Genomic DNA, 15606 nt, shown 5'->3' with positions numbered 1-15606 from the left:
AAGGAAATTTCCCCTTGTAATAAGTTTTTATTAGTAAAAATATATTTAGTAAAACATAAAAAATGAAACAATATAAAAAAACAATTAAAACCTACTTTGAAAAAGGCGACAAACCAACTCAACAACAATTTTCAGATTTAATTGACAGCTATATCGATGCAAAACAACCAGAAGGAGAAGCCAATCGACGATTTGTGATTGACGAAACTGGTGAAGTAAATCTTGCACAAGAACAAAAAACACCAGAATATACTTTATCTGATATTATTGATAATAAGTTGAGTTTACTAAAAGATGGAAAATCAATTAAAGAACTTGATTTAACAACATATATAGATGACACTAATTTAGCACGATTAGTTTCTGGAACAATAGATGAAAATGGCATCGCAACTTTTACACGTGATGATAATACAACATTTACAGTTAACTTGAGAGGCTTAAAAGAAGACACAACACAATTTGCTAAATTAAATACCGCAAATACTTACACAGAAAAGCAAACAATACAACTATCAGGTTCAACAAATATTGTAGACACGTTAAATTTAAACACTTTTGGAAATAGTGGCTTAGGAAGAGGTACTGGAATATTATTTAACATTCCAGGTGAGGCTTCTACAGTAAAAGGAGGTAGAATTTCCGTATTGGGAGATGGTGGAGGAGCGATGACCTTTAGTACTTCTCCTAATTACTTAAATACAGAACCTATTGAACGATTTAGAATTAATTCAAACGGTAGTTTTCATTTTAAATCAGGTAAATCAACTTTTGAAGGGGATATAGATTTTAAAAAAAATATGCTTATAGGTACCGATAAGCCAATAGCGGGATCTCTTATTACAATGGTAAAAGAAGAAATAAATGGATCAAATAATGTAGGAGCATTTTTTGACCTGAATAATTCTTTTTCTGGAACAAATTCAAATTTTACTTATGCGAGTGTATCAAGAGCGGACTATAAAGGAACTGGTAGTTCAGGAAATATTTATGGAGCTCAATTAATTGGAAGAAACTCTGGAACTGGTAGTTCAGGAATATTAGCAGGTTCCTATTCTGTAGGGAGTTTTAAAGGTTCAGGGAACACTTCCAATGTATATGGAGCCTTAGCGTACGCAGAAATTGAAGGCTCTGGAACCCCTAGTATAAAAACAGTTTTAGGATCATGGTCAAAAGGTGAATTAGCAAATGCTAAAGCAACTATAAAAGATGTATTTGCATCATATTCTGATATTAATTTAATAGGAGGTACAGTTACTGGAGACATAGCACTTAATTATTTAGATTTAAAATATGATAGTACGAACCAATCAGATGTTTCTGTTAATAATCTTTATTATATAAAGGCTAATAATGATACTTTACCAAATGTTTCAGGAGAAGCATATTTTATTAAATCAGATGTTGAATTACCAAGTAAATTAAGTGGTGAATTAGAAGTAACTTCTTATAAAGTAAGTGCATTAAATATAGCACCTACCTCACCTAGTGATTCAGGAAATCTAGGAGACATTAGATACACATCAGATTATATTTATGTTTGTGTTGCTAATAATTCATGGAAAAGAACAACTTTAAACGAATGGTAAAACAAGTAGATAAAAACATTAAAAAATGAAAAACCTACAGAAAGAAGAAAAGGAAGCAATTACATTTTTAATTAAAAGTACAGAATACGCACAAAGTAAAGGTGTTTTTAGTTTACTAGAAGCAAACAATGTATATAAGTCAATAAGTATAATAATGCCTTTATTAGAAGAAAAAGAATAACAAATCAAAAGTTTAGTCGCTAACAGCTTGTTTTTAGCGCCTCTTTTTTATCAAAAAAATTATTTAAAATAGATAAAAAAGTAAAAAATGAGACAAAATAAAGAAACTTTAAAAAAACATTTTGAAACAGGTGATAAACCTACCCAAGAACAGTATGCCAATTTAATTGATAGTTATATCGACGTAAAACAACCAGAAGGAGAAGCCAATCGACGATTTGTAATTGATGAAACTGGCCAAGTAAATCTAACGCAAGAACAAAAAGTACCAGAATATACTTTATCAGATATTCTAAATAACAAATTATCCTTGTTAAAAGATGGAGTAAATATTAAAGAACTCGATTTATCAACTTATTTAGATGACACCAATTTAGCAAGGTTAGTTTCAGGTACAGTTGACACAAATGGCATGGCAACATTTACACGTGATGACAACACAACCTTCACAGTTGATTTAAATAATTTAAAAAGCGATGCTATTCAATATCAAGCAGGGAAAAATATTACAATTAATAAGGCTGATCCGGAAAATCCAGTTATTAATTCTAGTTTAAAAGATGGAGTAAGGTACGAAGGAAGAAGTCCTTTTGATGGTGAATCAAATGACAATTGGAGTGTGTCAGTAGTTCCTAAAAAATCTGTTTTTACTTATTCAGGCTCAGCAATAAACAACGAACCCATTATTTTGTTACCTCGTGTAACTTATGGAACAACAGACATGGTAGTTGATACAACTATACTTGTTATGAATGAAACTCCAGTAAATATTCAAACTAGTTTTAGAGTTTCAGGAAACGCTGATTCCAACACATTAGGAACAAATTTCTTTCAAGGCACAATGTTAACAAGTGAATTGAAGGATTTGAAAGTTGAAATAGGTATATTCGAAAGGAATTCGAATAAATTTTTAGCTTTAAAATACACATCAAACGAAACAAATATATCTAACACCAATCTTCAAAAGGTAATAACAATAAATAAAATAACTGTTAGACCTCATTCCTTATTAGATCAAAATAATGTCGATGAATTACACAATAATACGGATTTAGACTTAGCGGTTAATGGAGTTTTTATAGTTCAAAATACAGTTCAAGGAAACGACCTTTTACCTAACGCAAAATTAAACGGTGTTCAATCAATAGTTGCAGGAACAAATGTTGCTATTGACAATACAGACCCTCAAAAACCAATTATAAATGCGACAAGTGCTAATAATTCTGTAACAAATTTATCTTATAATGCTTCAACAAGAACAATAGAATCTAGCACCGGTAATAATGTAGTATTACCATTAGCTGATACCAGCAATGCAGGGCTGATGAAAGCTGATTTTTATAAAGAAGGTACATGGAACCCTATTATATCTAGTAGTACTAACGGAAGCTCTCAATACAGTTCTACAGGTGCTACTGGTATTTATAAAATCATAGGAAATATTTTTCATTACTCCATTCAATTAACAGGAATAGTTACAAACGGTGACTTAAGTGGCTATACATATATCAGTTTACCAGATATTGTGGGCAACACTCTTTTTCAAACAAATAGCACATTAGAGCAAATATTTCTCGGATCCGGACGAGAAGCTCCTAAAGATTATTTTACACCACAAATAACAAGTGAAAACAGCAAAAGAGTAATTTATTTATCAACTTATCCTTCCACTAATTTTTATTCTGCTGATTTTAATAACGGCTTTATTAAATTATCTGGAACATTATTTTTGAAATAAGTATTTCTAAATTACTATTAACCGCTAACTATGTTTTAGCGGTTCTTTTTCCTTTTTTTAAACTCCGTGTTTTATGTTATTTCTATGAATACTCTTCACTTTAGAAAACATACACTTTTTTTCAAATCATAAAACACAAATCATGAAACTTTCAAACTCTAAAACCAATAGTATAATATTGGTCGGCATATTATTGCTGTTACTCATCAATCTGTTTTCAAAAAGAACAGCAATAGAAAAACCTAAAATAACTATTGTTAGAGATACTATTTGGCAACCTAAAATAGACACTTTTAAAGTACAAACTATAAAGTATAAAAAAGTATATGTTCATAAAAAAGATATTACCAAAATTATAAAAGACACCATTTTTATAAAAGATACCATCAATTTTATAACAGCCAAAATATACCGAGACACTTTAAATAATGCTGATTTAGAAATTTATAGTTATGATTTGGTAAAAGGAAAATTGTTAGACAGTCAGTTATCCTACAAACTAAAGGTACCCAGAGAAATCACCATTACTAAAACTATTGAACATCCAAAAACCTATAGAAGCGGACTATATCTATTTTCTGAAGTTGGAGGAAACACACAAAGGTTTGATAACCTAAGTTTAGGACTACAATACAACCGAAAAGGAAGGTGGTTTGCTAGCTATCGGTTAAATGTAAATCCACTTAGCCAACCTACTCATAACATTGGGTTTGGATATCGATTATTCAATTAAAAAAAGAAAAAGAATGAACACTATTACAACCATAACAGACTTAATTAAATTTTTAAAGGTAGGGACTTCCAATGGTAAAACAAATCAGGAAGTGTTGGTTAAAAAAATAACCCAAGATGCTACTTATGAAGAAAGTACTCAATCTTTTCGTGATTTTGGATCACAATACAAAGAAGTCGATCTTTCAGAAATAATAACCCTTCAAACCATATATTTAAATAAGGATAATAATGCTTTTTTAAAACAGCAACATACAACAGGGATTTTTTACAAACCTATCACCTACCAAAAAGACATAATATTATACCCTGAAGAGGAAATAAAAGAATATGTAAAAGAATTTTATATTCCAGATGAATTTTATAATGGTGGGTATAATTTTTATGTAAACCAAGAAGACACACTAGTTGCCTCAATTCAAACCATAACATTAAATAATTTAAGCAACTATGCTGCTTATCAGGCAAGTGCTTTTTCCTATTTAAAAAGCTACTCTAATGTTCCATATAAATATACAAGTGTATATGGAAATTCAATAGCAGATACTATTAAAGTTGTTCCGAATACTGAAAGTGAGTTGATTCATAAATTTCCTGTTATTACAAAATCCTTTGGAACTGGTTTTAGCTATTGTTTATCCTATTATTATAAAAAAGATAGTGCAGAAATAAGAAGCATACCTCCGGCAGAAGAAGATTACCAATTTATTGGGCTACGTATTTATTGTAAAGACATAACTACGGTACTACAATTTTTAAACGAAACCATTTTTAACTATTACAATGAGTATACAGACTTTCAATCTAAATGGCGTAATTTATTTTTAATTAAATTAATTGAAAAAATAGCTCCTGCCTATAATAATAGTAAGCTACATAATAAAGCAGCTATTGTATATCATTTAGCGCAACCATTATACTATAAATTTAATACTGACTCTCTTTGGAATTTACTAGAAGGGTTGGCCAAAGGCTACATACGAAACTATTTAAGTATTAATGAGGAAGATTTAATTATAAAAACATTAAGAATACTTTATTTCAGGTACACACACAGGCAAAAAACAAAAACCATAGACGGTTCTAAAGTACTAGAAGAGAAAGATATTGGAAGTATAGAAATAAACGATCTTTTTATTAAAAACTTATTAATTAGAAGGGCAGATAAAAAAATACTTTTATACAAACTAATTGATGGTTTAAATGGAGAACATTTTCAAACCTATGTATATTTTATTTGGAGTATCTGGAAAAGTAGTTCATATGCCGATATCAACCCAAAAACCAATAAATTAATAGCTATTACTGATAAAAACCCTGTACTTTTAGCATATCAATCTAAGAAAATTTTAGGATTTCATTCTGATAATGCTACCATAAACTGGAAGGGAGACCAACCTCTAATAGATATTTCTGTTAGTGTAAAAACAGGTAGATTTGAAGAAAAAACAATAGAAAGAGAAGATGGTGATCAAAAAATAATAGTAGAAAAGCAAGAAAAACACCAATACAGCTACCACCCATTTTCACCATTGGTATTACAAAATGGTAAAAACCCTGCATTTCTACTAAAAGACAAAGATCAAAAAGATGGCGTACGTTTTACAAAGCTACCTGCATTCTTATTATACGCAAATGACCAAAAGGCTTTCTGGGAAAATGTATTAACAGGAGTAGAATATGGAGTTGATATACTAACCACCGTATCAGGTGTTGGTAATCTAATTAAAGTAGGGCGCTTAGTAAAACTCCTTAAAAACGGAAAAAAGTTATTGTATAAAACCAAACAAGTAACTACAGCAATTGCAGCAACAAAAGCAGTAGCTGGAGCTATAGAAGTAAGTTCAGGAACCGTAAACACTCTGTTAAAACTTACCAACGTTAATGATACCGAGTTAGGAAAAAGTATTTCTAAATATTTATTTTATTTAGAAATGGTAGCGTTGACTGGTGAAGTTTCGGTTTTTTTAAGGGAAAAACTTAAAAACAGTGCAAGAAGTATTCTAAAAGAACGTAAGGAGTTAAATAAACTTTTAAATAAATCTGTTAAAGATCCCAAAAACCTATTAACTCCGGAAGGGAAGCAAGTGTTATTAAAAGAAATTGAAAATATAGCAGAGTTAGAATTAGAAAAAACTTTGAAAAACTATATTGATTTTAGACCAAAATTTATTTATAATGTAAGTGAAACCACGAGGTTATGGAGAGCTAAATCATTAATTCCTATTACTAGGGATGAAATTATAGGGTTATTTACAAAATATTTAGATGAATTTCCAGGATTAGTAAAAGGGCATAACCAAGCCGATTTTAATATTAAATTTTTTAAAAAAGGTAAAAAAATTGATGAGGTTAACGAATTTTCATTATCAGGAAAGAGAAAAGATATCATAGAGAGGTTTGGAAATCCACCTGCGACACCACCAAATACCATTGATATATTCAAAAACTATGATGAATTTATTACATTTGTTACAGGAGCTTATGATTTAACAGGTCGTCCAAGAAAATACGATAGTGAGATAAAATTTGTGTATAATTTTCTAAAAAACCATGTTCATAAGGCAGATGAATTTGTGATTGAAACCAGTAATATTTTTGCTACTTGTTCAAGTTGTTCTCGTGAATTTGTGATGTTAGAAGAATACCTGAAATCTATAGAAAAAAAAGTAAAATTCATTGTAAAATCTGATGAATCTGTAAAAGGATTTGCAGACCTAACAAGAACTTACCCTGAAATAAAAATGGCAAAAAAGAAGTATGAAAAAATATTAAAAAAACAAAAAAAGAAATAACGATGGAATTAAAATACATGAAACAACTAAAAGATACTCCAAATTTAAGTAGCCGAATTCCCTTGAAAGGTCTTGAGATTGAAACTGTAATAGAGATTAGGAAATTGTTCAATGAAGGAAAGAAGTTTCCATTAGCTTTTGAAGAATATTTAAGTATTGGAGGTGAAAGCGAAGCGACGGGGATGGTTTTTGAATGGGATGACTTTGAACAGCTTAGAGAAGATTGTGAAGAATCATTAGAGTACACAGGTTACAAAATGGATAGACCTTATTTTGTGTTTGACCAGCTTGATGCAATATATAGCATTTTCTTTTTAGATGAGGATAAAGAAGACCCCAATGTATATATACTAGATCCTTCAGGTGCTTATGAGGGAAATGAACCATTTTTAAAGGATGTCAAATACACCTTTAGTAAAATGATTAACGATGCTATTTACAGAAAGTTAAATAACATTCCTTTATAAAATTAAATAAGGGATGAATAAAACAGTATTCATCCCTTATTTAGTTATTTTTAGTATAGTTATAATTTCACCTAAACAATATTTCCCATTATTTTTCTATGCAAACGAATTGCAAAACCATCAGATAAACCAGCAATATAACTACATATTTGCATTACTCTATCGTATAAATTTTCTCGTTCTTGCTGATATTCTTGTGGTAATAAATTCAATACTAAGGTATCGTAATTTGATTGCTTATTATCAAACTTATTATTTAAAGCAGTTACAAAAACATCCAATAAATCGGCAATAATTTTATATCCAGCTACTTCTTTTTCTACTACCTCTTTGCTTTTATAAATTTTAGCAACACTAATTTTTATAATGTCGTTTATTTGAGCTTCATATTGACATTTATCTAACAAGCCTTTATCAAAAGTTCCGTTTAAAATAGCCTCCTCATTTGCTAAAAATATAGCTACTGCCTCATTAATTAAAACTCCAATTGCCAACGCTCGTAAATAGCTAATTCTATCTTTTTTATGTTTTAGTGAATGGTATTTTGCACTATCTATCGTGTTTTTAACTAACTTAATCATATACTCTAAGGCATAATCTTCATCAATTAAACCTAAGTTAATACCATCTTCAAAATCGATAATTGTATAACAAATATCATCTGCAGCTTCTACTAAATACGCTAAGGGGTGACGATAATAGGAAATTCCAGTACTTTCTTTCTGCTTCAATCCTAAATCTTCAACCAAATCTTGAAAAGCAGTCTTTTCCGACTGAAAGAAGCCATATTTCTTATCTACTATATGTTTGGTTGGCTTTTTAGGTAAACTCTCTTTAGGGTACTTAATAAAAGCTCCTAGTGTAGCATACGACAATCGTAAACCACCCTCAACACCATCTCTACTCTCCGTTAAAATTTTTAAACCGTTTGCATTTCCCTCAAAGTCTATTAAATCTTGATACTCTAAAGCAGTTAACTCTTCTTTATATTGAAGTCCTTTTCCTGTTTTAAAATATTCTCCTATCGCTTTTTCTCCTGAATGACCAAAAGGCGGATTTCCAATATCATGCATTACAGAAGCCCCAGCAACGATGGCACCAAAATCGTTAAAGGTATATCCTAATTCTACTAATTTAGGATGACGCTTTAACAGCTCCTTTCCTACTCTTCTACCTAATGTACGACCAACAACAGATACTTCTAAACTATGCGTTAAACGGGTATGTACAAAATCGGTTTTTGATAATGGAATTACCTGGGTTTTATCTTGTAAACTTCTAAAAGCTGATGAAAATATAATTCTATCAAAATCTACTTCAAATCCTAAACGAGTTTCATCTTGTTTAGCTCTCTCACGTTTTTGTGTATCTCCAAATCGTTTTAACGATAGTAATTGCTCCCAGTTCATCATTTGAATAAAATTTGTCGAATTTACTAAAAAAAGAGAAGCCTTTCGACTTCTCTTTTTTTCACTTATAATTTATTGTTTTAAGATCCACACATTAAGCAATCATCGTCTGGCGCTCCATTTTTAGAAGCGTCTACCATTGCTTTAAATTCAGAAGCACTCATTGGTTTATCATCTTCAATTACTTCTTCTTTCTTCTCAATGTTTAATGTAAACTGTTTTGCGTTTACTGCCGATTTAGTACGTAAATAATACATTCCTGTTTTTAAACCACTTTTCCAAGCATAGAAATGCATTGATGTTAACTTACCAAAATCTGGATCTTTCATAAATAAGTTTAACGATTGAGATTGATCGATAAAATATCCTCTATGGCGAGCCATATCAATAATATCTTTCATACTCATTTCCCAAACTGTTTTATATAAATCTTTTAAGTCTTGAGGGATTTCTTCAATATGCTGGATAGATCCGTTTGCACGCATAATATCTTCCTTCATGTTGTTATCCCATAAATTCAACTCTACTAAATCTTCTAATAAATGTTTATTTACTACAATAAACTCACCAGATAATACTCTACGCGTATAAATATTAGAAGTATATGGCTCAAAAGCTTCATTGTTTCCTAAAATTTGAGAAGTAGATGCAGTAGGCATTGGTGCAACCAATAATGAATTACGAACTCCATGCTCCATTACCTCTTTACGTAAATTACTCCAATCCCAACGACCACTTAAATCCTCTTCTTTAATTCCCCACATATTGTGTTGAAACTCTCCTTCAGACATTGGTGAACCTTTAAATGTTGAATATGGTTCTTTTGCTTTTGCTATTTCCATTGATGACGTTACAGATGCAAAATACAAAGTTTCAAATATTTCTTGATTTAACTTTTTAGCTTCATCAGATGTAAATGGCATACGTAACATAATAAATGCATCTGCCAATCCTTGAATTCCTAATCCAACTGGACGGTGACGAACATTCGAATTCTCCGCTTCTACAACCGGGTAATAATTTCTATCAATTACCGTATCTAAGTTTCTAATAACTTTTTTAGTTACTTTAAATAACTTATCATGGTCAAAAAACTTATTTCCATTTTCATCTTCACCAACAAACATTGGTATTGCTATAGAAGCTAAATTACATACTGCTACCTCATCTTTAGCAGTATATTCCATAATTTCAGTACATAAATTTGAAGAACGAATAGTTCCTAAATTCTTTTGATTTGATTTACGGTTAGCAGCATCTTTATATAACATGTACGGAGTACCTGTTTCAATTTGCGATTCTAAAATTTTCTCCCATAAATCACGTGCTTTAATGGTTTTTCTACCTTTTCCAGCGGCTTCGTAACTTGTATATAAACGCTCAAACTCTTCACCATAGCTATCAAATAAATGCGGACATTCATGTGGACACATTAACGTCCAATCAGCATCTTTTTGCACACGCTCCATAAATAAATCAGAAATCCACATCGCATAAAATAAATCACGTGCTCTCATTTCTTCTTTACCATGATTTTTCTTTAAATCAAGAAAATCATAAATATCAGCATGCCAAGGTTCTAAATACATTGCGAAAGAACCCTTACGCTTTCCTCCTCCTTGATCTACATAACGTGCAGTATCATTAAATACTTTTAACATTGGTACAATACCGTTTGATGTACCGTTTGTACCAGCAATATAACTACCTGTTGCACGAATATTATGTAGAGACAAACCAATACCTCCCGCAGATTGCGAAATTTTTGCAGTTTGTTTCAATGTATCGTAAATACCCTCTATACTATCATCTTGCATTTGTAATAAGAAACAAGATGACATTTGTGGTTTAGGTGTACCTGCATTGAATAATGTTGGCGTAGCATGTGTAAAATATTTTTTACTCATTAATTCGTATGTAGCGATTGCTTCGTCAATATCTTCTTTATGAATACCAATAGACACACGCATTAACATGTGCTGTGGGCGTTCAACAATATTCCCATTTAATTTTAATAAATAAGAACGTTCTAAAGTTTTAAAACCAAAATAATCGTAATTAAAATCACGACTATAAATAATAGTAGAATCTAATTTATCAGCGTTTTTCATGATAATTTCATACACATCATCAGCTAACAAAGGAGATTTTTTTTCTGTACGTGGATTTACATATTCATATAAATCAATCATCGTTTCTGAAAACGATTTCTTTGTATCTTTATGTAAGTTTGATACAGCAATTCTTGCAGCCAACTTTGCATAATCAGGATGAGCTGTAGTCATTGTCGCAGCTACCTCAGCCGCTAAGTTGTCTAATTCTGAAGTAGTTACTCCATCATACAACCCTTCAATAACACGCATCGCTACTTTTACCGGATCAACAATTTGGTTTAATCCGTAACACATTTTTTTAACCCTTGCTGTAATTTTGTCAAACATTACAGGTTCTTTTCTACCATCTCTTTTTGCTACATACATATTATTACTATTGGTTTTTAAGTTGGTTTATAGAGTCACTAAAGCATCATGCTTATAATAACTCATACATGTTAAAATAATTTTATTTCTTTTTGAAAATATTATGATGCTAAAAACACAATCGTGTTTTAGCAAAATTTACCGCATGTAGGGGGTAGCAGTATGTCGTTCTTATTTAAAAATCAGCATCGAAGCTAATGTCTCCTGTACCACCAGATGATACTCCTGCTTTTTGATACTCAGATACTCTTTTTTCAAAGAAGTTTGTTTTTCCTTCTAATGAAATCATTTCCATAAAATCAAATGGATTAGTAGCATTGTATTCTTTTTCGCATCCAAATTCTAGTAATAACCTATCGGTTACGTATTCTAAATACTGTGTCATTAATTTGGCATTCATACCAATTAAACTCACAGGTAAAGACTCAGTAATAAACTCTCTTTCAATACTTAACGCATCAATAATAATAGCTCGAATTCGGTCTTTAGGTACTTTATTTACAATATGATTATTGTGTAAATGAACTGCAAAATCACAGTGCATTCCTTCATCACGAGAAATTAGTTCATTAGAAAAAGCTAGCCCAGGTAATAATCCTCTTTTCTTTAACCAGAAAATAGAACAAAATGATCCTGAGAAGAATATTCCTTCAACCGCTGCAAAAGCGATTAAACGTTCAGCAAATGAATCTGACTCTATCCATTTTAATGCCCATTCAGCTTTCTTTTTAATAGCAGGAAAAATTTCGATAGCTTTAAATAACCTATCTTTCTCTGCTTCGTTTTTCACATACGTATCTATTAATAATGAATACGTTTCAGAATGAATGTTTTCCATCATTATTTGAAAACCATAAAAGAACTTTGCTTCAGAATACTGAACTTCATTTACAAAGTTTTCAGCTAAGTTTTCATTTACAATTCCATCAGAAGCTGCGAAAAAAGCTAACACATGCTTAATAAAATAACGCTCATCATCTGATAATTTAGTTTCCCAATCTACAACATCTACAGATAAATCAATTTCTTCAGCAGTCCAAAAACATGCTTGTTGTTTTTTGTACCATTCCCATAAGTCATTATGTTGAATTGGAAAAATTACAAATCTGTCTTTATTCTCTTGTAAAATTGGTTCAATACTAGCCATTCTGTAAACTAAAATTTAATGTGTTATTTTTAGGTTGTTAGGGGAAAACAAAGATTGGAATTTTTACTAAAAATTGAAAGCCATACTTATTCACAAATCCCTTGAAGTTTTTAACAAAATGATGTTTTTAAGTTTTTAACGCTCTAAAAACACAATTCTTAAAAAACTACTAATCAAATAATTAAAAACCAAAAAAAAGCTTCCGTAGTGATAATCACTGAGTTTCTTAAAACAGTTCATTTCATAAAAAAAAGTGATGTTTTTAACATCACTTTTTTATTTTTAAAACGTCTCCAATTATTTGTTCAATTTGTTTTTTGGGGAGTGCTCCATTTGCCATTTGTGGCTCTTCACCTTTAGGGCAAAAAAGCATAGAAGGTATACTTCGAATACCAAACGCTGCAGAAAGTTCTTGTTCTGCTTCCGTATCTACTTTATAAATATGTATTTTACCTTCATACTCATTACTTAAATCTTCTAAAACAGGAGCTAATGCCTTACATGGACCACACCAATCAGCATAAAAATCAATAATTGCTGGAATTTCACCTTCAAAACTCCATTCTTTATTCTTTTCATAGTTAAAAACCTTTTCAAGAAAAGTTTCCTTTGTTAAATTTTCTGTCATTTTTTAAAATTAATTATAACCTTACTTTTACTTTAAATCTCTTAATTGTAAAATTAGTCGTTTTAACTGATAATAATTACAAAAAATGGATTTATGTTAAAATCCTCTTAAAATGTAACACTCTTGCCTATTTTTCTTCTAACTTTGAGAGAACTATCTAATTCTTTTTTAAGATGAAAAAACTAATCATTCCTATTCTAATTACTGGCTCTATATTTATGGCTTGTAAAGAATCAAAAAACACAAAAAGAGACATTACTGTGAACTACCCTGAAACTACTAAAATTCCCGTAGTTGATGATTATTTTGGAACAAAAATAACAGACAACTATCGTTGGTTAGAAGATGATAAAAGTAAAGAAACTGAAGCTTGGGTTAAAGCTGAGAATGAAGTTACTTTCGATTACTTAGATAAAATTCCTTATCGTAAAGAATTAAAAAATCGATTGTCTGAATTATGGAATTACGAAAAATTAGGTGTTCCTTTTAAAAGAGGCGACTATACATACTTCTATAAAAACAATGGTTTACAAAACCATTATGTTTTATATAGAAAAGACAAAGATGGTAAAGAAGAGGTTTTTTTAGACCCAAATACATTTGCAGAAGACGGAACTACATCATTAGGTTCGGTTAGCTTTTCAAAAGACAAAAAAACGTTAGCTTATTCAATATCAGAAGGCGGAAGTGATTGGAGAAAAGTAATCATTATGGATGCTGAGTCAAAAGAAATTAAAGAAGACACTATTGTTGATGTTAAATTTTCTGGAATATCATGGAAAGGAAACGATGGTTTCTACTATTCAAGCTATGACAAGCCTAAAGGAAGTCAGCTATCTGCTAAAACTGATCAACATAAATTATATTACCATAAATTAGGAACAAGTCAAAAAGAAGACAAGGTAATTTTCGGAGCTAAACCTGAAGAAAAACATAGATATGTTAGTGGTGGTGTTACCGAAGATGGTAAGTATCTTTTTATTTATCCAAGAATATCTACTTCTGGGAATAAATTATTAATGAAAGATTTATCAAATGACAATAATCCTATTGTTACAATTTTAGATACTGACAATAGTGATACTTATGTTATAGAAAATAAAGGAACTCAGTTATATTTAGTTACTAACCTTAATGCACCGAATCAAAAAATAGTTACAGTTGATGCATCAAATCCTACAGAAAAGAACTGGAAAGATTTTATTCCTGAAACAGAGAATGTATTAAGTCCGTCAACTGGTTCTGGTTATTTCTTTGCTGAATATATGGTAGATGCTGTTTCAAAAGTATTACAGTATGATTACGATGGAAAATTAGTTAGAGAAATAAAATTACCTGGAGTAGGATCTGTTGGTGGTTTTGGAGGAAAAAAAGAAGCTAAAGAGTTATATTTTTCATTCACCAATTATAACACTCCTGGATCTTCATATAAATTCAATCCAGAAGATGGTACTTATGAGATATACTGGAAACCAAATATTGCTTTTGATGCTGATGGATATGAAAGTAAACAAGTATTTTACACTTCAAAAGATGGTACAAAAGTACCTATGATTATAACGTATAAAAAAGGAATAAAGCTTGATGGAAACAATCCTACTATACTATATGGTTATGGAGGATTTAATGTAAGTTTAACGCCAAGTTTTAGTGTTGCAAATGCCGTTTGGATGGAACAAGGTGGTGTGTATGCTGTACCTAATTTACGTGGTGGTGGTGAATATGGAAAAAAATGGCACGATGCAGGAACTAAACTAAAAAAACAAAATGTTTTTGACGATTTTATAGCCGCTGCTGAGTATTTAATTAAAGAAAAATATACCTCATCAGAGTATTTAGCTATTCGTGGTGGATCAAATGGTGGTTTATTAGTTGGAGCAACTATGACACAACGACCAGATTTAATGAAAGTAGCGCTACCTGCAGTTGGAGTATTAGATATGTTACGTTATCACACATTTACAGCTGGAGCTGGTTGGGCTTATGACTATGGAACTTCTGAGCAAAGTAAAGAAATGTTTGAATACTTAAAAGGCTATTCACCTGTACATAATGTAAATAAAGATGTAAAGTATCCTGCAACTATGGTAACAACTGGTGACCATGATGATAGAGTGGTACCAGCCCATAGTTTTAAATTTGCAGCTGAACTACAAGACAAACAAAAAGGAGCTAACCCAGTTTTAATTAGAATTGAAACAAATGCAGGTCATGGAGCAGGTACCCCAGTAGCAAAAACTATTGAACAGTATGCTGATATATTTGGATTTACATTATTTAACATGGGCTTTGATCAATTACCAAACCCATCTAAATCAAAAATTAAAAGTTAAGCTTTGTAACATTTTCTCCCATTTATTGTCTTATTAAATAAACCTGGCGAAAAAGTTTATTAAAGAAAAGGATGAAAAATACTATTGAAGAGAAAACATCTAAGTTTT

At 30.7% G+C, this 15606-nt stretch carries 11 protein-coding genes; 7 read left to right on the top strand and 4 right to left on the bottom strand.

Annotation, left to right across the window (positions count from 1 at the left end):
* The first annotated feature begins 62 nt into the window (after positions 1–62).
* The 6 genes from BLV71_RS05535 (at position 63) to BLV71_RS05515 (ending at position 7501) form a co-directional block, all read left to right on the top strand.
* Positions 63–1589 (top strand): hypothetical protein, encoded by a 1527-nt coding sequence (locus tag BLV71_RS05535; protein ID WP_093869584.1) that lies wholly within the window; start codon positions 63–65, stop codon positions 1587–1589.
* Positions 1590–1614: 25 nt separating this feature from the next.
* A complete protein-coding gene (locus BLV71_RS18500) occupies positions 1615–1770 on the top strand; it encodes a hypothetical protein (protein ID WP_176974358.1) in 156 nt (51 codons plus the stop codon).
* Between the two features lie 87 nt (positions 1771–1857).
* Entirely contained in the window at positions 1858–3507 is a 1650-nt protein-coding gene (locus tag BLV71_RS05530; protein WP_093869583.1) for a hypothetical protein, read from the top strand.
* 142 nt (positions 3508–3649) lie between these two features.
* Entirely contained in the window at positions 3650–4240 is a 591-nt protein-coding gene (locus BLV71_RS05525; protein ID WP_093869582.1) for a hypothetical protein, read from the top strand.
* A gap of 13 nt (positions 4241–4253) precedes the next feature.
* Positions 4254–7034: a hypothetical protein gene (locus BLV71_RS05520; protein ID WP_143032760.1), complete on the top strand. Its 2781-nt coding sequence runs from the start codon at positions 4254–4256 to the stop codon at positions 7032–7034.
* 17 nt (positions 7035–7051) lie between these two features.
* A complete protein-coding gene (locus BLV71_RS05515) occupies positions 7052–7501 on the top strand; it encodes a hypothetical protein (protein WP_143032759.1) in 450 nt (149 codons plus the stop codon).
* A gap of 71 nt (positions 7502–7572) precedes the next feature.
* Here the strand turns inward: BLV71_RS05515 and BLV71_RS05510 are convergent, their stop codons facing one another.
* The 4 genes from BLV71_RS05510 to trxA form a co-directional block, all read right to left on the bottom strand.
* Positions 7573–8910, bottom strand: a complete 1338-nt coding sequence (locus BLV71_RS05510; protein WP_093869579.1) for a deoxyguanosinetriphosphate triphosphohydrolase — start codon at positions 8908–8910, stop codon at positions 7573–7575.
* A gap of 80 nt (positions 8911–8990) precedes the next feature.
* Positions 8991–11390 (bottom strand): ribonucleoside-diphosphate reductase subunit alpha, encoded by a 2400-nt coding sequence (locus tag BLV71_RS05505; RefSeq protein WP_093869578.1) that lies wholly within the window; start codon positions 11388–11390, stop codon positions 8991–8993.
* 175 nt (positions 11391–11565) lie between these two features.
* Positions 11566–12537: a ribonucleotide-diphosphate reductase subunit beta gene (locus BLV71_RS05500; protein WP_093869577.1), complete on the bottom strand. Its 972-nt coding sequence runs from the start codon at positions 12535–12537 to the stop codon at positions 11566–11568.
* Between the two features lie 268 nt (positions 12538–12805).
* Positions 12806–13165 (bottom strand): thioredoxin, encoded by a 360-nt coding sequence (gene trxA / locus BLV71_RS05495; protein WP_093869576.1) that lies wholly within the window; start codon positions 13163–13165, stop codon positions 12806–12808.
* Between the two features lie 173 nt (positions 13166–13338).
* Between trxA and BLV71_RS05490 the strand changes: the two genes are divergently transcribed.
* A complete protein-coding gene (locus BLV71_RS05490) occupies positions 13339–15498 on the top strand; it encodes a prolyl oligopeptidase family serine peptidase (RefSeq protein WP_093869575.1) in 2160 nt (719 codons plus the stop codon).
* Positions 15499–15606 lie beyond the last annotated feature (108 nt).

The organism is Tenacibaculum sp. MAR_2010_89 (assembly GCF_900105985.1).
GTDB lineage: Bacteria > Bacteroidota > Bacteroidia > Flavobacteriales > Flavobacteriaceae > Polaribacter > Polaribacter halocynthiae.
This window is presented reverse-complemented; position numbering and strand designations above follow the sequence as displayed.

Coding starts and splice junctions, on each gene's coding strand:
- BLV71_RS05520 (WP_143032760.1), top strand. CDS start 4,254: ATGAACACTATTACAACCATAACAGACTTAATTAAATTTTTAAAGGTA.
- BLV71_RS18500 (WP_176974358.1), top strand. CDS start 1,615: ATGAAAAACCTACAGAAAGAAGAAAAGGAAGCAATTACATTTTTAATT.
- BLV71_RS05535 (WP_093869584.1), top strand. CDS start 63: ATGAAACAATATAAAAAAACAATTAAAACCTACTTTGAAAAAGGCGAC.
- trxA (WP_093869576.1), bottom strand. CDS start 13,165: ATGACAGAAAATTTAACAAAGGAAACTTTTCTTGAAAAGGTTTTTAAC.
- BLV71_RS05525 (WP_093869582.1), top strand. CDS start 3,650: ATGAAACTTTCAAACTCTAAAACCAATAGTATAATATTGGTCGGCATA.
- BLV71_RS05515 (WP_143032759.1), top strand. CDS start 7,052: ATGAAACAACTAAAAGATACTCCAAATTTAAGTAGCCGAATTCCCTTG.
- BLV71_RS05505 (WP_093869578.1), bottom strand. CDS start 11,390: ATGTATGTAGCAAAAAGAGATGGTAGAAAAGAACCTGTAATGTTTGAC.
- BLV71_RS05500 (WP_093869577.1), bottom strand. CDS start 12,537: ATGGCTAGTATTGAACCAATTTTACAAGAGAATAAAGACAGATTTGTA.
- BLV71_RS05510 (WP_093869579.1), bottom strand. CDS start 8,910: ATGAACTGGGAGCAATTACTATCGTTAAAACGATTTGGAGATACACAA.
- BLV71_RS05530 (WP_093869583.1), top strand. CDS start 1,858: ATGAGACAAAATAAAGAAACTTTAAAAAAACATTTTGAAACAGGTGAT.
- BLV71_RS05490 (WP_093869575.1), top strand. CDS start 13,339: ATGAAAAAACTAATCATTCCTATTCTAATTACTGGCTCTATATTTATG.